This window comes from Streptomyces sp. NPDC093111 (assembly GCF_040683955.1).
Taxonomy (GTDB): domain Bacteria; phylum Actinomycetota; class Actinomycetes; order Streptomycetales; family Streptomycetaceae; genus Streptomyces.
Window position 1 is genome coordinate 44,156 of record NZ_JBFBNW010000028.1, and the last position, 26,122, is coordinate 70,277.

The window sequence follows — 26,122 nt, forward strand, 5'->3', positions numbered from 1 at the left end:
GACGAACCGTGCCCACCACTCCCCTCACCCGACCGCTGGTGACGTCGCTGATCGAGGACGCCGTCACCGCGCCGTCGATGCACAACGCGCAGCCGTGGAGGTTCGTCCACCGGACCGGCGGCGACACGATCGAGCTGTACGGCGACCCCTCGCGCGAGATGCCTCGCGAGGACCCCGACCACCGCGGCCTCCATCTCGGCTGCGGGGCCGCCCTGTTCAATCTGCGGGTCGCCGCGGCACACCATGGCCGGCACGCCGTGCCCCGGCTGCTGCCCGCCCCTGACGACCCTTGGCGTCTCGCCGAGGTGAAGCTCACGCCGGCCGGTGCGGAGGGCGACGAACTCGCCGTGCTCCACCCTGCCGTGCGCGAGCGGCACACCAGTCGCTTCCCCTTCACCGAGCAGGAGGTCCCCTCCGAAATCCTCGCCGAGCTGCGTGCCGCCGCCGCCCTGGAAGGCTGCCGACTGGTCGTGCCCGGGGCCTGGCACACCGACACGGTGCTGAATCTCGTCCACACATCCGAGCTGTTCGAAGCCGCGGACGAGGCCGTGCGCGCCGAGGTCGCCACCTGGATGCGGGGTGGTGCGGCCGATGAGGGCGTAGGGACCGAGGGGATACCGGACCGGCATCCGCGAGAGACCCTCACAGCCGGAACCAGCGCTCCTCCCCGGGCGGCACCGTGAACCGCCGTTCGCCGGGGAGCACGACCACGAGCGGGCCCTTCGGTGAGGGCGGGACGCGGACGGCCAGGCGCCCGGGAAGCATGCGCACACGCACCCCTCGATGACCGTGAAGGCAGAGGGTGAAGGCGAAGCGGGGTATCTCCGCCAGTGCCACCGGCGTCACCCGGAACCCGCCCGGGACGGCCTCCAGACCGGTGAAACCACGCTCGACCAGGTCGATCGTGCCCGCCATCGCCCCGAGGTGGATGCCCTCGCCGGTCGTCCCGCCCTGAATGTCGGCGACATCGGCGAGGAGCGCCTCCTCGCAGTACCGCCAGGCGTCAGCACCTTTCTCCCGGGCCAGTACCCAGCCGTGGACAAGGCTGCTGAGGGTCGATCCGTGGCTGGTGCGGCGCAGGTGGTACGCGACGGTGGCACGCCATACCTCGTCGTCCAGCACGTAGCCGAGCCGGGCGAAGAGCTCGGCGAGTTCCGCGGGCCGGAACAGGTAGCCGAGCATGAGGGTGTCGGCCTGCTTGGACGCCTGGTAGCGGTTGACGGTGTCACCCTCCGCCTCCAGGATGCGGTCCAGTCTGCGGATGTCGCCGTATCGGGCGCGGTACGTCTCCCAGTCGAGCTCCGCCAGCTCCCCGTATCCTTCGAACTGGCTCACCACGCCCCGGTGGAAGGGCACGTGGAGGCGGTGGGAGACGTCCTCCCACCGGTCGAGTTCGTGAGGGTCGAGCGACAGCCTCTCGACCAGCTCGGCGCGCCGGGCCCCGGGCAGTTCGCCCAGCAGGTCGAGGCCGCGGGCCAGTACCCAGGCGGCGGTCACGTTGGTGTAGGCGTTGTCGTCGATGCCCGGGGCCGCGGCGTCCGGATAGGCGTCGTGGTACTCGTCGGGGCCCACCACCCCCCGGATCCGGTAGCGCCCCGTGTCCTCGTCGAGGGCCGCTGCCCCGGCCCAGTAGCGGGCGACTTCCAGCAGGATCTCGGCACCCGCCGCGTGCAGGAAGCCGCGGTCCCCGGTGGTCCGCGCGTACCGCCACACGTTGTACGCGACGGCCGAACTCACGTGTCGTTGCAGCCGGGAGCGGTCGGGGAGCCAGCGCCCGGAGCGCGGGTTGAGATGCAGCTCCTGGGTCTCCTCACGGCCCGAACTCGCGCTCTGCCAGGGGTAGACGGCCCCGGCACCGCCTGCCCGGCGGGCCGCCTCGCGTGCTGCCGGGAGGCGGCGGTACCGGTACATGAGCAGGGCCCGGGCCACCTCGGGGAAGTGGAGGTCCAGGTAGGGCAGCACGAACAGCTCGTCCCAGAAGACGTGGCCCCGGTACGCCTCGCCGTGCAGTCCACGAGCGGGAACGCCGACGTCGAGGTCGGCGGTGTGCGGGGAGAGCGTCTGCAGGAGGTGGAAGAGGTGGAGGCGCAGGACGCGGCCCGCCTCCCCCGGTACGGTCAGCTCCCCTTGGGCCCAGAGCCGTTGCCAGGCCGCCCTGTGCGTGGTGAGGAGGCGAGGGTACGCGGGAGCCCGGCGGAGGTCCTCCAGGGCCGCCACGAGCGGATCGGCAACCGGCCGGTCCGTCGAGGCGCGCAGTGCCAGTGTCTTCACCACCGTCGCGGAACGGCCGGGACCGATCGGCAGGCGGTACGTCTGAGTGGTTCCGGTACGCGTGGCCGTTTCCCGTGCGGGGCGGGCGGGGCGGGTGACGGTGCGCACCGCCGAGGCGATCGATATGCCCGGATCGGTGGTCCGGCAGGTGAGCCAGGCGACGCCGTCGGAGGAGAACCCGGTCCGGTGCCGTCCGAGGTGGTTGCTCTCCAGGTTCCCGTAGCGCTCCACCCCGGCGTTGGTGACCGCGCCGTCGATGACGCACCTCACCTCGACGGCCCCGCTCCAGCCGTACGCGCGGAATGTGGTGCGCTGGGCCGCGAGATGCGGGTCTCCCATGTGCACGATCCGGGTGTGTCCGACGCGCAGTCCACGGCCGCGGTCGTCACGGAAGAGCATGACGCGCGTGAGGGCGCCGCCGCGCAGGTCGAGCCGCACGTCGTGCTGTCGCAGTGATCTCGCGTCGGGTGTCAGCCACGGGCCCGGCGGTCCGCCGTCCGGCAGACAGCGGTAGGAAAGTGCCGTCCAGTCCGGGAGGTTGACGAGATCCTCGTTCTCCACCCGCTCGCCGACGACGACCGACACACGCCGGTCGTAGCAGCCCGCCAGGTACGTACCCGGGTAGTGGCGGCCGTCGGCGCGGCACTCGGGGGACGATCCACGGGTGGCGAACCGGCCGTTGCCGAGCGTGCAGAGCGCCTCGACGAGCTGTTCGCGTACCGGCTCGTAGCGGTCGTAGCTCCACGTCCAGGCGGTACTCATCCGTGCTCGTCCCACACGCGGCGAACCAGTGCGCGGAGGTCGGCGACGACCAGGTCGGCGCCCCGCTCACGCAGGGCGGAGGTGCCGTGCCCGTCCGGGCTGCGGTCGATGCCGACGACGAGACCGAAGCCGCCTCGACGTGCCGCGACCACGCCGGCGAGCGCGTCCTCGACGACCGCGGTGTCGCTCGGACTCGTACCGAGCAGGCCGGCGGCGTGCAGGAAGAGCGCGGGGTCCGGCTTTCCGGCGAGACCGAGCCTGCCGGCATCCTCTCCGTCGACGACGGCTGCGAGGTACGAGTCCAGCCCGGCCGCGGTGATCAGCGCCCGAGCGTGGCGGGACGCGGACACCGCGGCGCTGGGCACGTGCAGCGAGCGGAGAGCGGCGAGCGCCGTCGCGACGTCGCTGAAGGCGGCGACCGGGTCGTCGGCCAGCCGGTCCAGGAAGGCGGCCTCCTTGCGGGCGGCGACCGCCCATACGGTCCCGCACCCGGGTGGGTCATCGGGCTCCCCGGGGCCGAGGCGGATGCCGCGGGCGGTGAGGAACGCGTGGGCTCCGTCGTATCGGGACCGGCCGTCGACGAACCGGCGGTACTCGGCGTCCGCGTCGAACGGCGGCCACGCTCCGGGCGCGAGCTCGTCGAGACAGGTGTCGAACGCCGTCTTCCACGCCGCCGCATGCAGGACGGCCGAGTCGAGGAGTACGCCGTCGGTGTCGAGGACGACCGCTCGGGGCGGTGCGGCCGGAGCGGGACCGTTCATGGGGTACCCGGCGCCTCGTCGGCCGTGGCCGGGCGTCCGCCGAGCGCGACCTTGATGGCCCCCGTGTCCGCCGCGCGGCCGAACACGTCGTACGCCTCCTCCATCTGCCCGAGCTCGAAGCGGTGGGTGACCAGCTCCGCCGTCGGGAGCCGGCCGGCCGCCAGCATGCGCAGCAGCATGGGCGTGGACGAGGTGTCGACCAGGCCGGTGGTGATGGTGACGTCCTTGATCCACAGGTCTTCGAGGTGCAGTTCCGCGGGCTTGCCGTGGACGCCGATGTTGGCGACCCGGCCGCCCGGCCGGACCATCCGTGTGCACAGTTCGAAGGTCGCCGGTATGCCCACGGCCTCCATGACGACATCGGCGCCCAGGCTGTCGGTCAGATCCTCGACGAGCTGCTCCGGCCCGTCCCCGGCGGCCACGGTGGCGTCGGCGCCGAGCGTGCGCGCGGCGGCGAGCCGGGACTCCGCGAGGTCGACGGCGATGATCCGGCCGGGGCTGTAGAGGCGTGCCGTGGTCATGGCGGCGAGGCCGATGGGGCCCGCGCCGACCACGACGACCGTGTCGGCGGGCTGGACTCGGCCGTTGAGGACTCCCACCTCGTAGGAGGTGGGGAAGATGTCCGCCAGCAGGACCGCGTCGAAGCTGTCGACGGCGGTCGGCAGGGGGTGCACGGACAGGTCGGCGAACGGCACCCGCACGTACTCCGCCTGGGTGCCGTCGACGAGGTGCCCGAGGACCCAGCCTCCGCCTCCGCGGCACTGCCCGTAGCGGCCCTCGCGGCAGAAGCGGCAGCGGCCGCAGGCCGATATGCAGGAGATCAGGACGCGGTCCCCGGGGCGGACGGTGCGCACGTCCCGGCCGGTCTCGACCACCGTGCCCACCGCCTCGTGGCCGAGCACCCGTCCCGGCGTCACCTCCGGGACGTCGCCTTTGAGGATGTGCAGGTCCGTGCCGCAGATGGTGACGACGTCGACCCGCACGATCGCGTCGCCGGGGTCGTCGAGACGTGGGTCGGGTACGTCCTGCCAGACGATCCTGCCCGGCCCCTGGAAGACGGCTGCCTTCATGGCACCCACCCACCTTCTGTCGCGTGTGCGGACGTCCCCCACGTTCAGGCTCGGCTGCCGCTCCACGACGCCGCATGTGCCGATCGGACCACGAAAGGGACCGATCGGACCCTCCGTTCCGTACCGCTCCGGTGGGACGGTGAAGACCGGCACCCCCTGCGAAGGAGGGCGGCCATGTCCGAGGCAGCCCCGCAACCAGCTCCTTCCCCGGCCGCCGGTGCTGCCGCGTCGCGCCCGGCCCTGATCGGCTTCCTGGGCGGCGTGGGGACGGTCACCGGAAGCAAGTTCCTCATCGAGATCGACCCTGCGCGGATCCTCCTTCGACCGCGGTCTCTTCCAGGGTTTCGCGAACCTCGGGCCCCGCAACCGGGAACGGTTCGCCCGGGACGCCGCCGACGTCCGCGCCGTGGTCGTCACCCACGCCCACCCGGACCATTGCGGCTATCCGCCACACCTGGTCCGGCAGGGCCTCCGGGGCCCGATCCTCACGAGTCCCCACACGGCACGGCTCGCGGGAATCGTGTGGCGCGGCGAGTACCTGCCCGTACGCGCCGAGGTCTTCGACGTCCCCGCACACCACCTGCCTCGTCCACGGCGAACCGGCCGTCCGGTCCGCGACCCGGCGTACGCCCGGTGAGGAGAGAGTCATGACATCCCAGCCGTTCACCGTGGCCGACGTGATGACCAGGAAGGTCGTCGCGGTCCTGCCAGGGGCTGACTTCAAGGAGCTCGTCACCACCATGCTGCGGTGGAAGGTGACCGCCCTCCCCGTCGTCGAGGGAGAGGGGCGCGTCGTCGGTGTGGTCTCCGAGGCGGACCTACTCCTCAAGGAGGAGTTCCACGAGCACCGCCTGGGCCTCGTCGAACAGCTGCGGCGGCTCGACGCCACAGCCAAGGCCGGGTCCCGTCGGGCCGACGAGCTGATGACCTCGCCCGCCGTCACGGTCACCCCCGGGGCGTCCCTGCCGTACGCGGCGCGTCTGATGGCCACCCGACGGGTGAAGCGGCTCCCTGTCGTCGACGCGAGCGGCACGATCCAGGGGATCGTCAGCAGGTCCGACCTTCTCAAGGTCTTCCTGCGCCCGGACGATGAGGTCGCCGCGGTGGTGCGCCGGGACGTCGTCGAGCACCTGTTCCCCATCTCGCGGCAGCAGGTCGACGTCCGGGTCGACGCCGGCGTCGTGATCCTTTCCGGACAAGTCCGCGACGGGACGCTCATCCCCCTCGCGGAACGCCTGACCCGGGCCGTGGAGGGCGTGGTGGACGTCCGATGCGAGCTCGTCGCCGACGGGGCGTGAAGCCCCGCAGAGCAGGAGGCGAAAGCCGAGCACCGACGTGCTCCCCGGCAATCAGCGGTCGATCCTGGAAGGGTACCGGTCACATGTACGAGAAGGTGACAAGCGATGAGGCACCGCAGCGTCGCTGATCTGGTGACGCCCACGGGCGTCAGCGTCGCACCGGAGACGACCTTCGAGGAGGTCGCACGGCTGCTGGACGAGTTCGGCATCACCGCGATGCCGGTGGCCGACGAGCGGAACCGGCCGCCGGGTGTCGTCTCCGAAGCCGATCCGGTGCGTCACAGTGCTGCGGGCACCCGCCCTGGCACGGCCGGCGAGCTCATGTCGGACCCCGCGGTCGTCGCCCGCCCGGACGTCCGGGCCTGGTGCCCGCACTCCTCCGGCTCTGCGACAGGGGCGACGGCGTCGTAGCGGTCGTCGACCACATCGACCACATCGACCACCAGGGCGACACCGATTCGAGGAAGTGACGACCATGGACACATCGCCCGCGCCCCGTGCCGCGGTGACGGTGACAGCCGAGCTCGACGCCCCGCTCTCCCGCTGGCTCTGGCTGGTCAAGTGGATCCTGGTGATCCCCCACTGGATCGTGCTGATCTTCCTCTGGGTCGCGTTCTTCGTGGTGACGGTCATCGCGTTCTTCGCCATTCTGTTCACAGAGCGCTACCCGAGGGGTCTGTTCGACTTCAACCTCGGCGTGCTCCGCTGGTCCTGGCGCGTCTCGTACTACTCGTACAGCGCCCTCGGCACCGACCGCTACCCGCCGTTCAGCCTCGGGCCCGAGCCCGACTACCCCGCGAGGCTCGACATCGCCTACCCCGAGCGGCTCTCCCGTTCGCTCGTCCTGGTCAAGTGGTGGCTGCTGGCCATCCCGCACTACCTGGTGATCGCCTTCTTCACCGGAGGCATGCGCGCCGGCTGGTGGTCGGGCGGACTGATCAGCCTGCTCGCGCTCATCGCTGCCTTCGCCCTGGCCTTCACCGAACGCTACCCACGAGACCTGTTCGCCCTGATCATCGGGCTGAACCGCTGGGTCCTGCGGGTCGCGGCATACGCCACCTTGATGACGGACGCCTATCCGCCGTTCCGCCTCGACCAGGGCGGTACGGAAGCGGACCCCGCTCCCGGCCCGTGACGGCGCCGCCAGCCCCGCCGCAGCTCGTCCGTTCCCCACACCAGAACCGGGAACGTCACGATGAGGAGCACGACGTCCGCTGGGAGAGCTGCGGTGCCGAAGAGACGCACCATGGCGGCGGCCTCGCGTGCCACGTCCGTGCCCGAGCGTCCCATGGCCACGCCGATGTGCGCGCGGTGCGGTGCGAGAGCTCGTCGACCCCGTCTCCCGTCATCGCGACGATCCGGCCGTGCGCCCGGAGAGTGTCGGCCACCTTCAGCTTCGTCTCGGGCGAGGAGCGAGCGAAGACGATCTCGGCGTCGCCCGCCACGAGGAGCGAGCGCGTCAAGTCCGTCGTCGTCCAGCGCCTCGGAGGCGGCGACCACCTGGAGACGGGGTACGCCGATGCCGACCTCGCGGGCGACCGCCGCCGCCGTGGCGCCGTTGTCACCCGTCACGACGTGCACCCGCACTCCGGCCTCGTGTCGTCGCCCGACCGCCGCCGCCACCTCGGAGCGCGGCGGGTCGTACAGACCGACGAGACCGAGCAGGGCCAGATCCGACTCTGCGTCCTCCCGGCGCGACGGAGGCGGGGTGTCCGGCAGTAGATCGCGTACGGCCACGGCGAGGACGCGCGTCCCTGCCCCGGCCGGCCCGTGCACGCCCTGCGCCGCCGCCCTGGCGCCGTCTGCGTCCGCTCCCCGTCTCAGCCGGGGCAGGATCGCCTCCGGGGCACCCTTGACGACGATCCGCGCGCGATCGCGCGCCCGGTCGTCCTCCCGCACCACCGACATCATGCGCAGCCGGGGACCGAAGCGGAACAATGCCCGTCGCCCCGCGTCGCGACGGCCGGTGTCGACAGGCACGCCTCGCTCCGCGGCTCCGGTGACGAGGGCCACTTCGGTCGGGGCACCGTGCGGCTCGCCGTCCGCGTCCCAGGTGACGGTGGTGCACAGGGCCGCCTCATGGACCAGCTCTTGGGACCAGGGACCCGGTTCCGCGCCGTGGCCGGGTGTCCACACCGTGCGCAGAGGCATCCGGTTGCGGGTCAGCGTGCCGGTCTTGTCCGTGCAGATGACGCTCGTGGAGCCGAGCGTCTCCACGGCGCTCAGCCGTTTGACCAGGGCACCCCCACGGGCCAGGGCGCGCACGCCCACGGCCAGCGCCAGGGTGATGGTCGGAAGGCCGGCGGCGGCCTTGCCCGCCCGCTCGAACACCACGGCCCGTGCCTGTCCTTCGACGCAGGTCGTTCCGCTGAAGACGAGGTTGGGCTCCTCCAGCAGCGGGGCGCCGTGGAGCCCGGCCGCAGCGATCCGTTCGGCCGGCACAGACTCCCCCGTGAGCATCGACAGGTCGACCTCGACCCCGCCCTCGGCGAGGCGGGCGTCGGCGGGAACCTTGTCGCCCTCCTCCAGGAGGATCACGTCACCCGGCACCAGCTCACGAGCCTCCACCGTGAGCGGCCTCCCGTCGCGTACGACGAGGGCGTGCTCGGGCAGATAGCGCGCCAGAGTGTCCACCGCGCGCTCGGCCTGGCGTTCCTGGAGCAGTGCGAAGGCTGCGTTGACCGCGATGACCGCCCAGCCGAGGACCGCGAGGCCGGTGACGAAGGCGAGCGCCGCGGCGGCCCAGAGGAGCAGCGCGAGGGGGTGGATCAGCGGCCCGGTCAGCTCGCGTACGAACGAGGAGCGTGCCTTGCGCTCGACCTCGTTCGGGCCGTGGACGGCGAGGCGTCGGGCAGCCTCGCGCGCGGACAGTCCGTCCGGCCCGGTCGCCAGTTCTCGGCGGAGCCGCGACAGCGGCTCGCTCGGGTCGAAGGGGAGCGCCTGGTCGGATCGCCCGGCCTGCCGCTCGGCCGATGTGCCGCCCGGGCGGTCATGCATCGCCCGTCCCGGGACCACTGCCCCGGCGGGGGCGGCCGGACCAGACGGGTTCCACCTGTTCCCACTCCCGCTCCCAGGCGGCGAGTCGACGGCCTTCGGTGCGGTGCCGTACGAGGGCGCGGGCTCCCAGAGCGGTCGCCGCGGCGACGCCCGCCACGGCCGTGCCTCCGGCCAGCGCGGTCATCGCCCGGTCCCCGGTGCTTCCCGGCGAGCGGGCGGGGCTGCCGCTGTCGTCGACCCAGACGGTCAGGGTGCGCCCCTTCGGGGTCCGGGGCGGGACCTGGATGGTCCCGGACCGGTGGACCGCGTCGGGGTACTCCCAGACCGCCGGTGCGAGGGACCGCGGCTCGGCACCGGGCCGGACCGCGACGGGCGGATCCCCGGCAGGCCCCGTCGTGGTCGCCTGCACGGGGTGACGGTGGGCCGCCAGCTGTCGGTCGGCTCTGGTTCCGACGTTCCACAGGATGCCCGCCGCGACCGCACCGCAGATCACCGCGATCGCGATCACGAGGACGAGGACGAGGACGAGGGTGGCATGCATGGCCCGTTCCGTGCCGGACGTTGCCGGCCCGTCGCTCGGTACGCGCTGGTAGCTCATGTCGCACCTCCGGGGTGGGAGGCTTCGTCGGCTCCCTCGGCGATGCCGCTCAGGGCGTGGCGCCGAGCTCCTCACCGATGTGATGTGCCCAGGCATGGATCCGTGCAGGGTTGCGGTAGTCCCCGCCTTTGCCGTGGCGGACCATGGACTGGGCTATGCGCCCCGGTGTCTCGGACGTCATGGCGCCTCCGAAGGTCATGTGCTCGCGCGCCCTCAGCTTCTTCATCCGGCGGGCGACGCCGGGAGGTGGCGGGATCTCGTGTTGCTCGGCGGAGCTGTCGACGGGTCCACTGCTGAAGAGCCAGACGGGCCGGTTCCGCAACTGGTCGGCGTTGCGCCGGGCGCAGCGGCGGGCCTTGCCGTTCCAGCGCCCGGCGTAGAGGGCACCGCCGAGCACGACTCCGTCGTATCCGCTGACGTCGGTGACGGTGTCGGCCGGGAGGACGACCACGTCGACGCCGTCGGCGCGGAGCGCCCTGCCGATCTCGTCGGCGATACCCTCCGTCGCCCCGTGCTTGCTCCCGTAGGCGACCAGGACGCGCTTGGGGTTCATGACTCCTCTCCCCTCTCCACACGCTTCACCGGAATGCTGCGCGCGGTGCCGGCCTTCTCCTCCGGCATCGGGATGACGACGGTGAGGATGCCGTCCTGGTACGAGGCGTCGACCTCCTCGGCGGGGATCGTGGCGGGGAGCCGCAGGGTCCGCCGGAACGATCCGTAGCGGAACTCCGAGTGCTCCTTGTCCTCCTCGTTCTCGCTGTGCTCCGCGCCCACCATGATCAGGTTGTCGTCCACGGTGATCGAGATGTCCTCCGGTTCCATCCCGGGCAACTCGGCCCGCAGCACGTAGCGGCCGTCACCGCTGGTCGTCTCCACGGGGATGGAGTGCGCGGCGGTGCCGGGACGCCATCCCGGCAGCCCCGGGAACTCGCGGTCGAACCAGTCGTTGAAGTCCGGGATGAGGCTGTGCCTGCGTGACACCTTGTCTCCGGTCATCATTCCGCTCCTCGTGTACGGCTCCCATGACCGGACTCGGTGGACGGGTCCGGTCGGAAGCGCTGGCCCCCTCCTGCTCGCGCGCCCCATGCGTGCCGTGTTTCCCCGGTCAGCAGCAGACCTCCTCGACGGAGTGGCCCACCTTGTCCTCCGGCAGGTGCCTGGCGAGGTCGGCCTCGCTGATCATGCCGACCAGGCGGTGGCCGTCGATCACGGGCACGCGGCGGATGCGGTGTTCCTGCATGGTGTCCAGCACCCGCTCGGCATCGGTGTCCGCGCCGACCGTGACGGACTTGCCCTGAGCGGGGTGCCCTGCGGTCATCTGCCGGGGGTCCTTGCCCTTGGCCACGCACTTCGCGACGATGTCGCGGTCGGTGACGATGCCGTGGAGTCGGTTGTCCGGCCCGCAGACGGGATCGGGTCCCTCGTCCCGCCCGGTCCGCGACGGGCACCGGCGCGGGGGGTCCGAGTCCCGGACGAGTCGGCGGCGTGTCCTGCGGGGCACGGTCACTCACCTCCCACGGCGTCGTCGCCGAGCCGCGCCTCGGCTCGGGCCAGGTGACGTTTGACCGAGGCGAAGCTGTCCGGTGCCGCCGAGATGGAGTCGAGGCCGGCGTCGACCAGGATCGCGGCCCGTTCTCGCCACGCACGAGCCCTTGTTCCGCCATCACCTCGAGCACTTCGTCGGCCTCCCCGAGGGTGCGGCAGAAGGGGATCATCACCACGACGTTCGTCAGTCCCGTCCGGTCACGCACCGTCCGCAGCACTCGGCACTCGAGGGCGAACCCCTCGCGATAGGCGTCGCTGTAGTACCGGCTCGCGCCGCGCCGGCCGATCATGGGGTTGGCCTCGTCCGGTTCGAAAGGCCGGCCGCCGAGCGGCTTCGCGTACTCGTTGGTCTTGAAGTCGCTGGTGCGGACGATGGCGGGGGCCGGCCGGCGGGAGGCGGCGATCCGGGCGACGCCGCGCGCCACCCGGTCGACGAAGTACTGGCCCCGGTCCAGGTAGCCCTCCGTGGTCAGCTCGATGACGTACCGGTCGTGGGCGTCGAGCCGCTCCGGGTGGCGCAGGGCCATGGGGTGGACCTTCACCTGGTGGGCGACGATGAAGTCCAGCCTGGCGAGACCCACCCCGTCCGCCGGCAGCCACCACCATCGGAAGGCCGCGGACGGATCGGCGAGGTTCGGCATCACCCGCGTGCGGGCGTCCGGCAGTTCGGTCAGGTCGGTCAGGCCGGTCAGGCTCTCCTCGTAGGGGAGCAGCCCTTCGTAGACGCGTCCGTTCGCCCCTTCGGCGCAGGACACCGTCACCGCCAGGCCGTGGCCCAGGACGCGGGTGCAGTCGCCGGTGCCGACGACAGCGGGGACGCCGAGCTCGCGGCTGACGATGGCGGCGTGCGAGGTGCGGCCCCCGTGGTCGGTGACGATGGCCGCGGCGCGCTTCATGGCCGGCTCCCAGTCGGGGTCGGTGAGTCCGGTCAGTCCGGTCAGTCCGGTGAGTCCGGTGAGTCCGGTGAGTCCGGTGAGTCCGGTGAGTCCGGTGACGAGGACTCCGCCGAGGGGGAATCGGTCGAGGTCGACGGGGTCGTCGAGCGCGACCACGCGTCCCTGGCCGATCGCATCGCCCACGGCGATACCCGTCACCAGCGGCTCGCCCGGCGTGACCGTCAACCGGCAGCGGCTCAGGGTCGTGTCGTGCCGCCGTGACTGCACGGTCTCGGGGCGGGCCTGGACGATCCACAGTTCGTCCGTGAGTCCGTCCTTGGCCCATTCCAGGTCCATCGGGCAGCCGTAGTGGTCCTCGGCTGCCATCGCCCACCCGGCCGGCTTCCGGACTTCGGAGTCGTCGAGCACCCGCCGGCTGCGCTCGCTGTCGGGAGTGTCGACAGTACGGGTGAGTCCGGTGTCCGCGTACACGGTCTTCAGCCGTTTGGTCCCGATCCGCACGTCGATCACGGGGTCGAGGGCCGGGTCCTTCATGCTGGGCTTGAACACGGTGTACTCGTCGGGGTCGACCCGGCCGCTGACGACGGTCTCCCCCAGCCCCCAGGCGGCACTCACCACGACCACCTCGGGGAAGCCGGTCTCCGGGTCCAGGGTGAAGGCGACGCCGGCTCCCGCGAGATCGGAGCGGACCATGACCTGGACGCCCACGGACAGGGCGACGGACAGATGACCGAAGCCCATGCGCTCGCGGTAGTCGATGGCCCGGTCGGTGAACAGGGAGGCGTAGCAGCGCGAGCACGCCGTGAGGAGTTCCTCGGCGCCGCGGACGTTGAGGTACGTGTCCTGCTGTCCGGCGAAGCCGGCCTCGGGCAGGTCCTCGGCGGTCGCGCTGCTGCGCACGGCCACCTCGGGCGTATGCCTTCCGGTCTCCTCCGCCAGCCTCGCGTACGCCGCGAGCACCTCTTCCCGCAAGGCGGCGGGAAGCGGCTGCGAGAGGAGGAGCGAGCGGATGGCCGCGCCGACCTCGTCAAGCGGGGCGCCCTCGTGCAGTCGATCGATCTTTGCCCCGATCCGGCGGAGCAGGTCACCGCTGTCGAGCAGCTCCCGGCAGGTGTCGGCCGTGGTGGCGAACCCCGGCGGGACGCGGATTCCGGCGGTGGAGAGCCGGCCGGTCAGCTCGCCCAGGGACGCGTTCTTGCCTCCTACGCGTCCGACGTCGTGCCGGCCCGGTTCCGTGAACGATACGACCGTTCGTATCGGTCCCATGGTGTTCTCCACGGTTCGAACCGTCTTCTCAGTACGGGAGCGGTCGGCCCGAGGGCGTCCGCAGGTCCAGAGGGCGGGGCCGGCGCGGCCGGGGGCGACGGCTGATCCGGATCTGCTGCATCGTGCTCACCTCTCCGGGGATCCGGACGGCGGTCCGGGACCGGTCTCGTGCTTCCACGGTGACGCCGGGACACGGTGTGCCCCAGGGCCGACGGGGTCAGTACGGCGGGGCCGGTCGGTCCGTGGCAGGCCGGGGCCGGTCGGCCCCCGCAGAGGTACCGTCCGCCCCTCCCCATGGGGGCCATGGAACGGTGATCACGGGACAGTCGGCGCGGTGCAGGGGACCGTGGACCGTGGCACCGAGCCGCATGCCGGAGCGACCTCCGCGCCCCCGACGTCCTACGACGACCGCAAGCGCCTCTCGGGACGCCCGGGCCAGTTCCCCGACGGGGTGCCCGCGTACGACCGCCCGCTCCACCACCACGTCCGGGTAGCGATCGGCGTGGCCGGCGACCGCCTCGGCGAGCAGCCTGCGACGCGAGGCCAGCTCCGCGATCTCGTCACCGCGGGACATCAGCGTCCGGGGCCACGCCCAGAGGACCAGGAGCCGTGCCTCGCGCGGACTCTCCTCCGCCACAACGAAGGAGACGGCGGCGCGGCAGTCCGCCCTCCCGTCCACGCCGACGACGATCAGCGGAGGGTGGACGGCCGTGTGCTCCGGTTCCCGGATCGCGACGACGAGCGCTGACTTCGCCCGGATCCGCAGGGAGCTCCGGCGGGCGTCCGCGGCGTACGAGAGGCGGTCGTGGACCGGTGGCACAGCCCCGACCAGTCGCAGCCTGGCCCCTCTGCGTGCCGCTTCGTCGGCGGCCCAGACGAGTGCGGGAACGGACAGCTCACGGGGGTCGACACCGTCGCCGATCATCGTCGCGACACTGCCCACATGGGTCAGGATGTTCCAAAGGCTCACGACGCGCAGGGCCGCCTTGCGCGCGTCCGCCTCAGCGGCGGCGATCAGCAGCCAGTCCAGGTCCTCGGGCCCATGCACGGCCGCGGTCACCGAACCGGTCTCCGGCCGGTCGGCCTCCCCACGCACCACGATCACCGGGACTTCGGCGCGAGCCGCGACGCCGAGACCGACCGAGCCGAGCATGAGAGCGGCGAAACCTCCGAGACCTCTGCTGCCGACCACGCTCGTCCCGTCCCCGCCTGCGACCTCCAGGAGACCGGTGACGGGTTCCTGTCGGCCGAGCCGCTTGGTGACGTCGAGCCCGGGAAAGTGTCGTGGACGGCTGCTGCGGTCCGGGTGAGCAGGTCGCGGCCCGCTTCCCACACCGCTTTCGCCGTCTCGGCATCGGTCCAGTAGGCGCGCCGATCGGTGTCGGCGGCGTGCACGCGACACAGGAAACGCCGCCGACGGTCCGCCTCGGCCGCGGCCCAGAAGACGGCAGTGCGCGCGGAAGGGGACCCGTCGACCACCCCCACGACGACGTCGCCGAACTCCGGAATGGCCGGAATCCCGCTGCTCATGGATCCTCCTGCGGCGTGCCCGGGCCGGGCGAGCCCGGGGACGGCACCCCCACGCCGGCACCCTGGTGGGCCTCCCGGGGATGGGCCGTTCGGCCCCGATCGTGGCCTGCCCGGCCCTCCTCCACAGGTGGGCAGAGAAAGCAGCCTGAGGACCTGAGGTCCGGACGCCGTCCTCCTCCCGGACGTCGCAGGCCGGATCAGCCAGAGGAGGCAGGTCATGACAGCCCAGGTCACCGTCGGTCTCGACGGCTCCGAGGAGAGCGTGGCCGCCGCCCGCTGGGCGGCGCACGAGGCGGTGCTCCGTGAGGTACCCCTCCGGCTGGTCCACGTGGACGACTGGCCCGACGCTCCGGAGATTCCCGCGACCTACGTCCGCAGCCACACCGAACGTGCCCTGAGCCTGGTGCGGGATGCCGCCGAACGGGTGCGGAAGGAGCATCCCGATCTGGAGGTGTTCACCGAACGGGCCCACGGCCGGGCGGCCGAGGTGCTGACCACGGCCGCGGACGAGGCGGACCTCACCGTGCTCGGTTCGCGCGGGCTGGGCGGGCTGCTGGGATTCGTGGTGGGTTCGGTGTCCCTCGCCGTCGTCGGGACCGCCCGCCGGCCGGTCGCCCTAGTCCGCGCGGAGAACGAGCGGGGCTCGCGGGCGCGCACCGGGATCGTGGTGGGCGTCGACATCTACCACCCGTGCGAATCCCTGCTCGGGTTCGCGTTCGCGGCGGGCGCCCGTACCGGACTACCCCTCCGCTTCCTCCACAGCTGGACGCTGCCCGCCTCGTACGGATACGCCGCCGTGGTGGACCCGGGAATCGGGGAGGAGCTGGGAGCCCGCCTCCACGGAGGGCTGGACGACCAGCTGGAGCCGTGGCGGAAGCGCTACCCGGGTGTGGAGGTCACGGCGAAGGCCGTCGTCGGCTCGCCCGCCCACCAACTGGTCGAGGCATCCCGGAACGCCGACCTCGTCATCGTCGGCCGCCGCACGCGAAGGATCCCCGTGGGCCCCCATCTCGGCCACGTGGCCCACGCAGTCATCCACCACAGTCCCGCGCCGGTGATCGTCGTGCCCCTGGCCTGAGCCGACGTGCGCGGACCGCCACCGGCGGCTCAACGCGAGTCAAGCCCAGCGCCCGGCTCGGTGCCGGGGGCACCCTCCACCCGGATCCGGCGTCCGGTCACCCGGTTCGGCGCGAACACTACGAGGACGTCCCGCCCGTCGCCCGCCCACGGCGTCGAGCACGCCAGCTCGCTGAGCGAGCGGGCCGTGGCCGGATCCGAAACCCTGCGTACCGGGCCGACCAGGAGAACGCTCCATCCCTGGCTGAAGGCCGTGCCGACGTGGTCCTGCTCGAAGGTGATCGTCAGGCCCAAGCCCGCCGCCTTCGCGAGCGGTGTGCCGGCGGCCGTCATGAACAGCACCTCCCTACCGACGACTTGGTAGTTGAAAGAGTGGATCACCGGTCCGTCGTCCGTCACGACGGCGACACGGTCGACGCCGTGGTCGTCAAGCAGCACCCAGCATTCCGGCTCGTCGATGTCCACCGTCCGGGCATGATGCCCGGCCCGGCCTGTACCGGAGCGATGTCACGGCACACCCGGACAAGTCCTGGACGGTTGTCTCCAGCGCGCTCGCCAGCCGGACCATGAACTCGATCCCGGGGCTGGGCAGGTGGTTCTCCAGCAGTTCGATGTAGCCGGGCGTGGTTCCGGCCGGTCGGCCACCCCTCGCGGGAGGTGGCCGACCTTGGTCCTCTCCTCGCTGAAGCGAAGACCTCTCGGTTTCAGCCAGTCCTCCAGCCGGGTCTTGACCTGGTGCACCTGGGCATCGCAGTGCCGCGCGATTACGCCGGTGCGAACATCTCCCTCAGCTCCCCGGCTAGATTTCGAGAACTCCCCTGACAAAGCACTCCTCTTCGCCACGAATGAACCAACGGGCACTCAGGACGGCAGTCATATCATCAGCGTTTTGCGCCAGAGGCCCTTAGGCATCGCTTCTTATGGCGTGATCGTTCGTTGATCCGTGCATGACCGATCTCGTGGAGCGGCTGGTGCCGGACGAGTTGTGGGTGCTGTTCCGGCGGGTGGTGCCGCCAACGGCGGTGATACGTCCGCAGGGCGGAGGGCGGCGCCGGGCGGGTGACCGTGAGGCCCTGGCCGCGATCATCTTCGTGGCGACGTCGGGCTGCACCTGGCGGCAGCTGCCGCCGGTGTTCGGCCCGAGCTGGCAGACGGTCTACCGCCGGTTCGCTCAGTGGAGCCGGGATCGGGTCTGGGCCAGGCTCTACCGCGTGATCCTTGACGAGCTCGGAGCGCGGGGCGAGCTGGACTGGTCGCGGTGCGCGATCGACTCGGTCAGTCTGCGGGCTGCAAAAGGGGGCCGCTGACGGGACCGAATCCGACCGATCGCGGCAAGTTGGGATCGAAGATCCATCTGATCTGTGACCGGAACGGGCTGCCGCTGTCCCTGGGCATCTCCGGTGCGAACATGCACGACAGCCAGGGCCTGCAACCGCTCGTGCGCGGCATCCCACCCATCCGGTCCCGCCGTGGTCCCCGGCGTCGGCGGCCGGCGAAACTGCACGCGGACAAGGGCTACGACTACGACCACCTGCGCCGATGGCTCCGCCAGCGGGGCATCCGCCACCGCATCGCCCGCAGGGGCGTCGAGTCCTCACAACGCCTAGGCCGACACCGCTGGGTGGTGGAGAGAACTGTGTCCTGGCTGGCAGGTTGCCGAAGGCTCCACCGCCGCTACGAACGCAAGGCCGAACACTTCCTCGCCTTCGTCGGCATAGCCGCAGTCCTCATCGGCCACCGTCGACTCGCCCGCACTACTCTCCTGACATGACCAACGAAGCTGCCGTATGGCACCGGCTCGCCGCCCTCCTGCCGCCCGACGACACCCAGGCCGTCGTGGACTACTGGAGCATCGGCGAACAGGAAGGCGGCCTCGAACTGCTTCTCTCCGCCCTACTGCGGCACCAAGTGCCCATCGACGAGACCACCCGGGCCGAGATCGCCGTTGTCTGCGAAGCCTGGGGGATGTGGCCCCATCCACTTGCTCCGCGTATCTCCCAGTGCCCCGGCAGTGAAACCGCCTCAGTCCTGCAACTGATCGAAAACACGGCCAGCGCACCCCTGCCTGCGACCACAGCCGGCTTGGGCGATCAGCTCGTCCTGGTCCCCTGGATCAGTTGCACCACATGCGGCCAGACTCTGGCGCGCACCCACACCCTCGAGCCCTGGGGCATGTCCCTTACTCCTGAGCACTACGTCATCCTGGACACCGGCCAGGGCACCATCCGCCACCTCTTCACGCAGGGAAAAGGCTGGGAAGCGCTGACAGCACTCCGCAACTCGTGCGAGAAACCAGAGCTCGCTCAGCCATAAGAAACGACGTCTTACTGGACCCGACCAGACGACCCGACCTACACCCTGGCCGACGCGCAGCGCGACAAACTCGACCTGATCTGCCGCAAACTGAGCCCCGGCCCCGGGGACCGGCTGCTCGACGTCGGCTGCGGCTGGGGGCTCCCTCACCGTCCACGCGGCACGCGCACACAAGGCCCGCGTCACTGCCGTCACCCTCTCCCGCGCCCAGCACGACCATGTCGCCGAACGCGCCACGCGCGAGGGGGTGGCCGACCTCGTGGACGTCCAGCTGCGGCACTGGCGCGACATCGACGGCGGCGGATACGACGCGGCCGCGGCCGTCGAGATGGGCGAGCACGTCGGTGACGCCGAGTACCCCGTCTTCGCCTCCAAGCTCCACGACGCGCTGTGCCCCGAGGGCCGCCTCCTGATCCAGCAGATGTCCCGCGGCGGAGGCGCCTTCATCGAGACGTACATCGCCCCCGACATGCACATGCGCCCCGTGGGCCGCACCGTGGACGTACTGGAGACCGCCGGCCTGGAGGCCCGCTCCGTCGAATCGCTCCGCGAGCGCTACACGACCACCATCGACGCCTGGCGCTCCACCCTCGAACAAGGCTGGAGCGACATCGAGGCCCTCGTCGGAACGACCACCGCCCGCGTCTGGCGGCTCTACCTCGCCGGTGCCTCGCTCGCCTTCGCCGAACGCCGCATGGGCGTCGACCAGATCCTCGCCGTGCGGCCCACCCGCGAGGGGGCGTCAGCCATGCCGGCCACCCCCACCGCCTGGTACTCCCCCGGCAGCCCCGCGTGAACGGGACCGACTGGGGCGCCCTCGGCGTCAACCTCGCCGTCTGCGCGGGCACGGCGACGGCGGTGCTCCTCGCCACCTTCGCCGCCGCCGTGCGCCGCGGACTGCACCGCCTCGTCGACATCGCCTGGGGACTCGCCTTCGCCGCCGTCGCCGCCGTCACCTGGCTGCTCTCCGACGGTCACGGCGACGACAGCCGCCGCCTGCTCGTCGCCGCGACGACCATCCTGTGGGGGCTGCGGCTGTCGGTACACATCGCCCACCGTTCCCGCGGCCATGGCGAGGACCCCCGTTACACCGCCCTCCTCGACAAGGCCCCCGGAAACCGGACCCTCTACGCGCTGCGCACCGTCTACCTCGGCCAGGCGGCCCTCGTCTGGCTGATCTCCCTCCCCGTCCAGGACGCCTCCTACAGCTCCGCGCCCCTGGGCATCCTGGCGTACTGCGGGCTCGCGCTGTGGGCGACCGGACTGGTCTTCGAGGCCGTCGGCGACCACCAGCTGGCCCGCTTCAAGGCGGACCCCGCCAACCGGGGAGGGATCATGGAACAGGGCCTGTGGGCCTGGACCCGGCACCCCAACTACTTCGGCGACAGCCTCATCTGGTGGGGCCTGTACTTCCTCGCCTGCACCGCCTGGCAGCCGTCCCTCCCCGTCCTCCTCTCCCCGGTCCTCATGACCCTGCTCCTCACCATCGGCAGCGGCAAGCGCCTCCTGGAGAAGCACATGGCCCAACGCCCCGGCTACGCCGCCCGCACCAGCGGCTTCCTCCCCCTGCCACCCCGCAGAACCGCTCGCGGCACACCGGCGAGCACGAAATGAGCGGACCCGAGCGAAACAGTGCCTTCCACGCTCTCCACATGCCCGAGCCCCGGTTTCTGCCCGCGGCAGGCGCGGTACTGCTGCTGCACGGCGGACCTGCCGACTCCCTCGCACCCCCGTCACCCCTCAACCTGCCCGACCTGCGCATGAGAGCTTTCGCCCGGGTACTCGGCGAAGACCCCCGCCACGCCGACGTCCTCATCGGGTACGTCCGCTACCGGATGCGCGGCTGGAACGCAGAGCGCGCCTACCCCGTTCACGGCACGCGTCGGGCCCTGGCCGAACTTGCGGATGTGGCCGGCCCTCTGCCCGTGGTGTTGCTCGGGCACTCCATGGGGGCCCGGGCCGCGCTGCGTGCCGCCGACGGTCCGCAGGTCGCGCCCGTTCTTCTTCGCTGAGCTCGGCGGTGGCCAGCCCGTGGCGGAGCTTGGCGATGGCCGTCCTGATCATCGGCCGCTGGTCGGGACCCTCGCGGGTGGAGGCCGTTCCTGCTCGCGACTGGCGCGCCGAGAGCCGCTCCCGGCTGATGTAGCCATCCCGGTACCCCTGTGGAGGAGCCGTGGACGGCGGCGCGCCCGGCGCATTTGACCGTGTACCCGCAAGATCGTCCACGCTCCTGACCGGCTCCTCGGCCCGTGAAGATCGCCGACCTCGATCCGCCCATGGACGGTTCCGACGACCACCTGGAGGCACTCATCCGCTGGAACTGACCGGCGGCCGGAGCGGCGGCAGTCCTGCGGCGCGGCCCGGGGGGCGTCACACCGTACGGGCGAGCGACGGGGCTCGGTCCGAGGTCCCTTCGGCGGCGGCTGTCCGAGCGCGAGGGCCCGCTTTCGGGAGCGGGTGTTCAGGCCAGCAGGTTCACGGTGCTCTGGAACAAGCCGGGAAACCGGGCGGCGGCCGGCGTGATCAAGGGAGCCATGGCCGGCTGGTTGCGGATCCAGAGCAGGGACCTCGTCAGGAGGCGGTAGCTGCGGGACAAGCGGCACCAGGCCTGTTCGTAGGCCTGCGGGCGGCCCTCACGGAGGCATCCCACGAGGGCGTCCGCCGCCGTCAGGGCGAGGGTCAGGCCCTCGCCGGTCAGCGCGTCGACGTAGCCGGCGGCGTCGCCGACGAACAGTACCCGGCCGGCCGTACGGGCGCGGGCCTGCTGACGCAGCGGCCCGGCGCCCCTGACCGGTGACCCGTCGGCCGTGCGCAGACGGGCGGCCAGCGCGGGGAAGCGGGTCAGCTGCTCGTCGAAGGGCAGTCGGCTCGAGGTGAGGATGGCGACGCCGACCTGCCGTGGCCCGAGCGGAGTGACGTACGCCTCGCAGTCGGCGGACCAGTGCACCTCCACCAGGTCGGTCCACGGCTCGACGGCGTAGTGGCGCCGCAGCCCGTACCGGGGCGGGTGTCGCCGGGCGGGGGCCGGTCGTACGGTCAGGCCGAGCGCGCGCCGGGTAGGCGAGTGCAGTCCGTCGGCCGCCACGAGATAGCGGGCGGTGATCCCGTCCGCGGTCACGTACGCGTCGGACTGGGACACGCGACGGATGCGGTGCGGCACGACGCGGACGCCGAGTCCGAGGGCCCGGGCGGCGAGCGCCTCGTGCAGCACGGTCCGGCGTACTCCGAGACCGGGCCCCGTGCGGAACAGGGCTTCGGCACGCCGGCCGCCTTCGGCGTCCACGTAGCGGATGCCCCGGAGGCGCCCGCCGGGCACCCGCACGCCGAGGGCGTCCAGGGCGCGCACCGCCGAGGGCATCAGACCCTCTCCGCAGGCTTTGTCGATGGGCGCGGGCCGAGGCTCGGCGACCACGACCTCGAAGCCTCGTCGCGCTCCGTGGATCGCGGTGGCCAGACCCGCCGGTCCGCCCCCGACGACGAGGAGGTCGATCACGACGCGGCTCCGGCGGGGGCGAGGGCACGTGAAGACGCCAGCGCGTCGTTCTCGCAGCGGATGCGGACCGTCAGCAGAACGGCGTTCAGCAGCGAGAAGCCCAGGGCCGTCAGCCAGGCGGTGTGCACCAACGGAAGGGCCACGCCCTCGACGACGACCGCGACGTAGTTGGGGTGCCGAAGGAAGCGGTACGGGCCGGAGGCGACGAGCGGCAGGCCGGGCACGATCAGCACCCGGGTGTGCCAGCGGGGCCCCAGCGTCCCGATGCACCACCACCGCAGGGCCTGGGCGGTCAGGGTGAGGCCGAGGGCACCCCAGCCGAGCACCGGCAGGAAGGGCCGGTCTGCCGCCCGGGGTTCGACGAGGCAGCCGAGGAGGAGCGCGGTGTGCAGGACGACCATGACCGGGTAGTGTCCGGCGCCGTGCTCGCGGGAGCCCCGGGCCCGGCTCCAGTTCCCGTTGCGTCGCGCCACGGCGAGTTCCGCGAAGCGTTCGGCGACGACCAGCAGGACCAACGCGGTGTACAGCGTCACCGTCACTGTCACGAGAGCCTCACCAGGCCAGGAGGACGAGTTCGGAGGAGAAGCCGGGCCCCATGCCGATCACCAGACCGGTCGTTCCGGACGGCGGCCGGACGGCCTGAACGTCCTTCAGGATCTGCAGCACCGAGGCCGAGGACAGATTGCCGTGGGTGGCCAGGGCGCGGCGGCTCGCCGCGAGGGCCGAGTCCGGCAGGCCGAGCCCGCCGGCGAGCGCGTCCATGATCTTCGGGCCGCCGGGATGGCAGATCCACGCCCCCACGTCCCCGGGTTTGAGGTCGTGCGCGGCGAGGAAGGACTCGACTTCCTCGGTCACCTGCAACCTGACGAGTTCCGGGAGTTCCGGACCGAGGACCATGCGGAAGCCCCAGTCGCCGACGTCCCACCCCAACAGGTGCGCGGTCCCCGGGTACAGGCGGCTGCGTGCCGCCACGACGCTCGGCCCGGAGGAACCGGCCGGGCCTGATGCCGTACACGCGGAGGTTGGGGAGAGGTCACTGCCGACGGGATGGCCGGCGTCGGCCGGACGCTCAGCGCCGACGGCCACGAGGGCGGCGGCTCCGTCCCCGAACAGGCCGCCCGCCACCAGGTTCGCCGTCGACGTGTCGGCGCGCTGCAAGGTGAGTGAGCACAGTTCGGTGGAGAGGAGGAGAGCGGTGCCCTCCGGCCGTCCTTCGAGGAAGTCGTGGACGCGGGCCAGGCCGACGGCGCCCGCGCCGCAACCGAGCCCGAACAGCGGCGTGCGCCGGACGTCGGGCCGCAGACCGACCTCGGCGGCGAGGCGCGCCTCCAGAGAGGGGGTCGCGATGCCGGTCACGGTGGTCGAGACGACCAGGTCGACGTCCTCCGCGTGGACGCCGGCGTCGCGGAGCGCCCGCTCGACGGCCTCGGCGCCCAGCGCGACCGCCAGTTCGACGAAGAGGCGGTTGGTCTCGCCGAACGAACCGAGATCGCGGTAACGGTCGAGGGGCAGAGCGAGGTGCCGGCTCTCCACACCGGCCGCGGCGTGCAGTCGGCGTACGAGGGCCCGGTCGGATCCGGGCGGCAGGCCGGAGACGAGTTCTTCGGTGATCTCGTGCTGCGGGTAGCGGTGCGGCGGGAAGGCCGTGCTCACCGCGAGGACGCGGGTCATTGCTCCAACATAGGGACAAGGAGGCATCGACACCCTCAACCGGGAGAACACGGGCGCGCCGTCGCCTAGCGTGGGGCGATGCGCCCCACCACGGACGAAGGACCCCACCGCCTCGCCGCTCCGGCGGTGCCCGGCCCGACGGAACGCTCCCTAGTCCTCGGTCTGCTGAAGGCGAGTCACCCGGTGCCGGCGGCAGGGGTGACGGTCCTCACGGCCCTGCTGGCCGCCGCCTTCGGGCTGGATCTCGCCTCCGGGGCCCTGGCGGTGGCCGCCGTCGCCGCGGGGCAGTTGTCCATCGGCTGGTCCAACGACCGGCTGGACCTCGTGCGCGACCGCGCGGCGGGACGCCGCGACAAGCCGCTGGCCACGGGGGCCGCCCGGCCGGGCACGGTGGGCGCGGCGGCGTGCACGGCCCTGCTGGTCTGCGTCCCGCTGTCGCTCGGCTGCGGGCTCCTGGCCGGCACCGTGCACCTGGGCGGCGTCGCGGGGGGATGGGCGTACAACCTGTGGCTCAAACGGACGGTTCTCTCCTGGCTGCCCTACACCGTCGCCTTCGGGCTGCTGCCCGCGTTCCTGACGCTGGCCCTTCCCGGCGGCCCCTGGCCGCCCCCGTGGTTGACCGCCGCGGCGGCCCTCCTGGGGACCGGCGCCCACTTCGCGAACGTCCTGCCCGACCTCGACGACGACCTCGCGAGCGGGGTGCGCGGGCTCCCGCAGCGACTGGGCCGGCGGGGATGCTCGGCGTCGGCCGCCGCCCTGACCCTGGCCTCCTGTGTGACGCTGACGGCCGGCCCCGGGGGCCGGGTGTCCCTCGCCGGAGCGGCACCGGTCGGCGTGGCCGTCGCTCTCTGCGCCGTGGCAGTGGCCGGACCGCCCGCGCTGCTGCGCGGGCGGGGGCCATTCGTCGCCATCCTGGCCCTGGCCGGACTCGACGTCGTACTGCTGGTGCTGGCCGGAACCGCGCCTGCCGGGGCCCGGATCGCGACGTGACCGGCTCGCCCGGGCTCGCGGCGGCAACCGCCGTCGCGGAGCGGGGCGGCGTACGCGCCGGCCGGTTCCGGCGCGTCGGCGACGAGGGCGGCCGCGGCCCGCGTGCGCGGGGACCCGGGTCGCGGCCGCGGCGTCGGCGCCGCCGGACCTTTCCACGGCGATGCGTCGGCTGCTCCCTTCGTCAGGTGTCGGTGGGGGCGTTCGGCGTTCGGCGGAAGCTGTGTGCGGCGGGGGCCGCACGGGGCGGCGGTGAGCCGGCCGGCCGTCACGTCGGGTCCGGGTCTTCGTCCTCGACGACGTGCACGGCCGCTTCCTCGGCGCTCGCCGCGCCTCCGTCGATGCCCTCGTCCCGGGCGATCAGCTCCCGGGTGGTGTCGGTACGGGCACCCTCGTCCGGCGCCCTCAACCGCCCGGCGCGGTCGGTACCCACCTCGGTGTCGATCAGTTCGCCCTCCCCTCCGGGCAGGTCCCCCAGACCGTCCCCTTCCGGCTCCGCGACATCGGGGACCTCCTGGGCGAGCCTGCCGTCCAGGGACTCGCCGGCCTGCTGCTCCTCGGCCGTCGTACCGTGCTTGGTGACGCCCAGCGGCTTCTCGGGAGGCGAGTAGCCCTCGTCCAGCATGGCGTCGTAGGTGCGCTCGTCCACGGCGTTCTGGAGGTCCAGCGGCGCCACGTCCTCTTGCTCCTCGCGGGCGCCCGTGGGCTGATAGGCGTCGTCCGCCGTCTGGTTCTCGCTCATCAAGCGCTCCTTTCGCCGTCGCCGGCCGGATGCGGACCTACACCCGTCGACGGCTCCTCCGTGGCCCCGGGGCACTCGTACGGGGTCCGTCGCGCCGTCGGGTGGGGGCTCGGTCTTCTCGCTGTCTTGCGTGTCGATCACTCTCTGGAGCGGCTGCCCGCGGCGGATCGGGCGAAACGGCCAGGGAGTCCGCTTCTTCGCCCGGTGCGCCTCGCGGCCTGCGCGGGACGGCGGGTCGGCAGGTCGGCGGGTCGGGCCGGCCGGAGCCGGGACGGTGGCGGGGATCTCGCGGCGAGGGGCCCAGAACGGTCAGCGGCGCGGGGGAAGCCGGTGGAGCGTCACGTCGTGCAGTTCCGCCCCCGCCACGGTCAGCGTCATGAAGGAGCAGAAGGGCCGGCGCCTTCGGTCCGTGGGCGAGCCGGGGTTCAGCAGACGCAGGGTCCCGGCGCTGGTGTCCCACGGGATGTGGCTGTGGCCGAACACGAGGACGTCCGCGTCGGGGAAGCGCGCGGCGCAGCGCCGCTCCCGTCCCGCGGCCGCTCCCGTCTCGTGCACGACCGCGAACCGCAGTCCTTCCAGCTCGGCGCGGGCGACCTCCGGAAGTCTGCGGCGCAGTCCCGGGCCGTCGTTGTTGCCGTACACGCCGATCAGCCGACGGGACCTGGACACCAGCAGGTCGAGCGTGGCCTCGTCGATCCAGTCACCGGCGTGGATGACGGCGTCGGCGTCGTCGAGGGCCGCCATGAGGGCGTCCGGCAGGGCCGCGGCGCGAACGGGCAGATGGGTGTCCGAGGTCAGCAGGAGCCGCATGTCTCCCACGGTAGGCCTCCACGGGCGCCGACGCT

Annotated in this window: 26 protein-coding genes and 2 pseudogenes; 12 read left to right on the plus strand and 16 right to left on the minus strand. The window is 72.3% G+C overall.

The window, feature by feature from the left end; all coding sequences use genetic code 11:
* Positions 1-8: 8 nt before the first annotated feature.
* A complete protein-coding gene (locus AB0Q96_RS35040) occupies positions 9-683 on the plus strand; it encodes a hypothetical protein (protein WP_365332670.1) in 675 nt (224 codons plus the stop codon).
* Here the strand turns inward: AB0Q96_RS35040 and AB0Q96_RS35045 are convergent.
* The 3 genes from AB0Q96_RS35045 to AB0Q96_RS35055 are packed head-to-tail and all read right to left on the minus strand — an operon-like array spanning position 643 to position 4,864.
* On the minus strand, positions 643-3,033 hold the full coding sequence (locus AB0Q96_RS35045) for a glycoside hydrolase family 65 protein (RefSeq protein ID WP_365332671.1): 2,391 nt from the start codon (positions 3,031-3,033) through the stop codon (positions 643-645). The two genes, AB0Q96_RS35040 and AB0Q96_RS35045, sit on opposite strands and share 41 nt — an antisense overlap.
* Positions 3,030-3,794 (minus strand): HAD-IA family hydrolase, encoded by a 765-nt coding sequence (locus tag AB0Q96_RS35050; RefSeq protein ID WP_365332673.1) that lies wholly within the window; start codon positions 3,792-3,794, stop codon positions 3,030-3,032. The genes AB0Q96_RS35045 and AB0Q96_RS35050 overlap by 4 nt, the downstream gene beginning before the upstream one ends.
* Positions 3,791-4,864 carry a zinc-dependent alcohol dehydrogenase family protein gene (locus tag AB0Q96_RS35055; RefSeq protein ID WP_365332674.1) on the minus strand — a complete coding sequence of 358 codons (1,074 nt, stop codon included), beginning with the start codon at positions 4,862-4,864 and terminating at the stop codon, positions 3,791-3,793. The genes AB0Q96_RS35050 and AB0Q96_RS35055 overlap by 4 nt, the downstream gene beginning before the upstream one ends.
* A 304-nt stretch (positions 4,865-5,168) precedes the next feature.
* Between AB0Q96_RS35055 and AB0Q96_RS35060 the strand changes: the two genes are divergently transcribed.
* From AB0Q96_RS35060 to AB0Q96_RS35075, 4 genes are all read left to right on the plus strand, one after another.
* Positions 5,169-5,501, plus strand: a complete 333-nt coding sequence (locus tag AB0Q96_RS35060) for an MBL fold metallo-hydrolase (RefSeq protein ID WP_365332737.1) — start codon at positions 5,169-5,171, stop codon at positions 5,499-5,501.
* Between the two features lie 10 nt (positions 5,502-5,511).
* Positions 5,512-6,162 (plus strand): CBS domain-containing protein, encoded by a 651-nt coding sequence (locus AB0Q96_RS35065; RefSeq protein ID WP_365332676.1) that lies wholly within the window; start codon positions 5,512-5,514, stop codon positions 6,160-6,162.
* Between the two features lie 105 nt (positions 6,163-6,267).
* Positions 6,268-6,573: a CBS domain-containing protein gene (locus AB0Q96_RS35070; protein ID WP_365332678.1), complete on the plus strand. Its 306-nt coding sequence runs from the start codon at positions 6,268-6,270 to the stop codon at positions 6,571-6,573.
* 64 nt (positions 6,574-6,637) lie between these two features.
* Positions 6,638-7,297 (plus strand): DUF4389 domain-containing protein, encoded by a 660-nt coding sequence (locus AB0Q96_RS35075; RefSeq protein ID WP_365332680.1) that lies wholly within the window; start codon positions 6,638-6,640, stop codon positions 7,295-7,297.
* Here the strand turns inward: AB0Q96_RS35075 and AB0Q96_RS35080 are convergent.
* From AB0Q96_RS35080 to AB0Q96_RS35110, 7 genes and pseudogenes are all read right to left on the minus strand, one after another.
* On the minus strand, positions 7,237-9,159 hold the full coding sequence (locus tag AB0Q96_RS35080; RefSeq protein WP_365332682.1) for a cation-transporting P-type ATPase: 1,923 nt from the start codon (positions 9,157-9,159) through the stop codon (positions 7,237-7,239). The genes AB0Q96_RS35075 and AB0Q96_RS35080 overlap by 61 nt on opposite strands.
* Positions 9,152-9,700: a hypothetical protein gene (locus tag AB0Q96_RS35085; protein WP_365332683.1), complete on the minus strand. Its 549-nt coding sequence runs from the start codon at positions 9,698-9,700 to the stop codon at positions 9,152-9,154. Before AB0Q96_RS35085 ends, AB0Q96_RS35080 begins: the two co-directional genes overlap by 8 nt.
* 106 nt (positions 9,701-9,806) lie before the next feature.
* Entirely contained in the window at positions 9,807-10,310 is a 504-nt protein-coding gene (locus tag AB0Q96_RS35090; protein ID WP_365332685.1) for a flavodoxin domain-containing protein, read from the minus strand.
* Complete coding sequence (locus AB0Q96_RS35095; protein WP_365332687.1) at positions 10,307-10,756, minus strand: Hsp20/alpha crystallin family protein; 450 nt, start codon at positions 10,754-10,756, stop codon at positions 10,307-10,309. Before AB0Q96_RS35095 ends, AB0Q96_RS35090 begins: the two co-directional genes overlap by 4 nt.
* 106 nt (positions 10,757-10,862) lie before the next feature.
* On the minus strand, positions 10,863-11,075 hold the full coding sequence (locus AB0Q96_RS35100) for a CBS domain-containing protein (protein ID WP_365332738.1): 213 nt from the start codon (positions 11,073-11,075) through the stop codon (positions 10,863-10,865).
* Between the two features lie 394 nt (positions 11,076-11,469).
* A pseudogene (locus AB0Q96_RS35105) lies at positions 11,470-13,464 on the minus strand (PEP/pyruvate-binding domain-containing protein); the annotation flags it as partial.
* A 217-nt stretch (positions 13,465-13,681) separates the two neighbouring features.
* Positions 13,682-15,322 (minus strand): universal stress protein, encoded by a 1,641-nt coding sequence (locus tag AB0Q96_RS35110; protein WP_365332689.1) that lies wholly within the window; start codon positions 15,320-15,322, stop codon positions 13,682-13,684.
* Here AB0Q96_RS35110 and AB0Q96_RS35115 point away from each other — a divergent pair.
* Positions 15,212-16,072, plus strand: coding sequence for a universal stress protein (locus tag AB0Q96_RS35115; RefSeq protein ID WP_365332691.1), 861 nt, complete (start codon positions 15,212-15,214; stop codon positions 16,070-16,072). The two genes, AB0Q96_RS35110 and AB0Q96_RS35115, sit on opposite strands and share 111 nt — an antisense overlap.
* Before the next feature lie 29 nt (positions 16,073-16,101).
* Here AB0Q96_RS35115 and AB0Q96_RS35120 read toward each other — a convergent pair whose 3' ends face one another.
* On the minus strand, positions 16,102-16,536 hold the full coding sequence (locus AB0Q96_RS35120) for a pyridoxamine 5'-phosphate oxidase family protein (RefSeq protein WP_365332694.1): 435 nt from the start codon (positions 16,534-16,536) through the stop codon (positions 16,102-16,104).
* 482 nt (positions 16,537-17,018) lie between these two features.
* Here AB0Q96_RS35120 and AB0Q96_RS35125 point away from each other — a divergent pair.
* The 5 genes and pseudogenes from AB0Q96_RS35125 to AB0Q96_RS35145 all read left to right on the plus strand — a co-directional run bounded on the left by AB0Q96_RS35125 (position 17,019) and on the right by AB0Q96_RS35145 (position 20,396).
* Positions 17,019-17,842, plus strand: a protein-coding gene (locus AB0Q96_RS35125) for an IS5 family transposase (RefSeq protein WP_365332696.1) whose coding sequence is annotated in 2 segments (ribosomal slippage) — positions 17,019-17,366 and positions 17,369-17,842 — 822 coding nt in all. Because the reading frame shifts where the segments join, the coding sequence is not laid out codon by codon here.
* Positions 17,839-18,384: a hypothetical protein gene (locus AB0Q96_RS35130; RefSeq protein WP_365332698.1), complete on the plus strand. Its 546-nt coding sequence runs from the start codon at positions 17,839-17,841 to the stop codon at positions 18,382-18,384. Before AB0Q96_RS35125 ends, AB0Q96_RS35130 begins: the two co-directional genes overlap by 4 nt.
* A gap of 12 nt (positions 18,385-18,396) precedes the next feature.
* Positions 18,397-19,180 (plus strand): annotated as a pseudogene (locus AB0Q96_RS35135) (cyclopropane-fatty-acyl-phospholipid synthase family protein); the annotation flags it as partial.
* Positions 19,177-19,998: a DUF1295 domain-containing protein gene (locus AB0Q96_RS35140; protein ID WP_365332699.1), complete on the plus strand. Its 822-nt coding sequence runs from the start codon at positions 19,177-19,179 to the stop codon at positions 19,996-19,998. The pseudogene AB0Q96_RS35135 and the gene AB0Q96_RS35140, both read left to right, overlap by 4 nt.
* Before the next feature lie 38 nt (positions 19,999-20,036).
* Positions 20,037-20,396, plus strand: a complete 360-nt coding sequence (locus AB0Q96_RS35145) for an alpha/beta fold hydrolase (protein WP_365332700.1) — start codon at positions 20,037-20,039, stop codon at positions 20,394-20,396.
* Positions 20,397-20,845: 449 nt separating this feature from the next.
* Here the strand turns inward: AB0Q96_RS35145 and AB0Q96_RS35150 are convergent, their stop codons facing one another.
* From AB0Q96_RS35150 to AB0Q96_RS35160, 3 genes are read right to left on the minus strand one after another with little or no spacing between them, the layout of a single operon-like run.
* A complete protein-coding gene (locus tag AB0Q96_RS35150) occupies positions 20,846-21,877 on the minus strand; it encodes an NAD(P)/FAD-dependent oxidoreductase (protein WP_365332702.1) in 1,032 nt (343 codons plus the stop codon).
* On the minus strand, positions 21,874-22,410 hold the full coding sequence (locus tag AB0Q96_RS35155; protein WP_365332741.1) for an isoprenylcysteine carboxyl methyltransferase family protein: 537 nt from the start codon (positions 22,408-22,410) through the stop codon (positions 21,874-21,876). Before AB0Q96_RS35155 ends, AB0Q96_RS35150 begins: the two co-directional genes overlap by 4 nt.
* A 19-nt stretch (positions 22,411-22,429) precedes the next feature.
* Positions 22,430-23,548 (minus strand): 3-oxoacyl-[acyl-carrier-protein] synthase III C-terminal domain-containing protein, encoded by a 1,119-nt coding sequence (locus tag AB0Q96_RS35160; RefSeq protein ID WP_365332704.1) that lies wholly within the window; start codon positions 23,546-23,548, stop codon positions 22,430-22,432.
* Positions 23,549-23,626: 78 nt separating this feature from the next.
* Between AB0Q96_RS35160 and AB0Q96_RS35165 the strand changes: the two genes are divergently transcribed.
* Positions 23,627-24,538 carry a UbiA family prenyltransferase gene (locus tag AB0Q96_RS35165; RefSeq protein WP_365332706.1) on the plus strand — a complete coding sequence of 304 codons (912 nt, stop codon included), beginning with the start codon at positions 23,627-23,629 and terminating at the stop codon, positions 24,536-24,538.
* A 265-nt stretch (positions 24,539-24,803) separates the two neighbouring features.
* Here AB0Q96_RS35165 and AB0Q96_RS35170 read toward each other — a convergent pair whose 3' ends face one another.
* Positions 24,804-25,277, minus strand: coding sequence for a DUF5709 domain-containing protein (locus AB0Q96_RS35170; protein ID WP_365332708.1), 474 nt, complete (start codon positions 25,275-25,277; stop codon positions 24,804-24,806).
* Between the two features lie 309 nt (positions 25,278-25,586).
* A complete protein-coding gene (locus tag AB0Q96_RS35175; protein ID WP_365332710.1) occupies positions 25,587-26,087 on the minus strand; it encodes a metallophosphoesterase in 501 nt (166 codons plus the stop codon).
* Positions 26,088-26,122 lie beyond the last annotated feature (35 nt).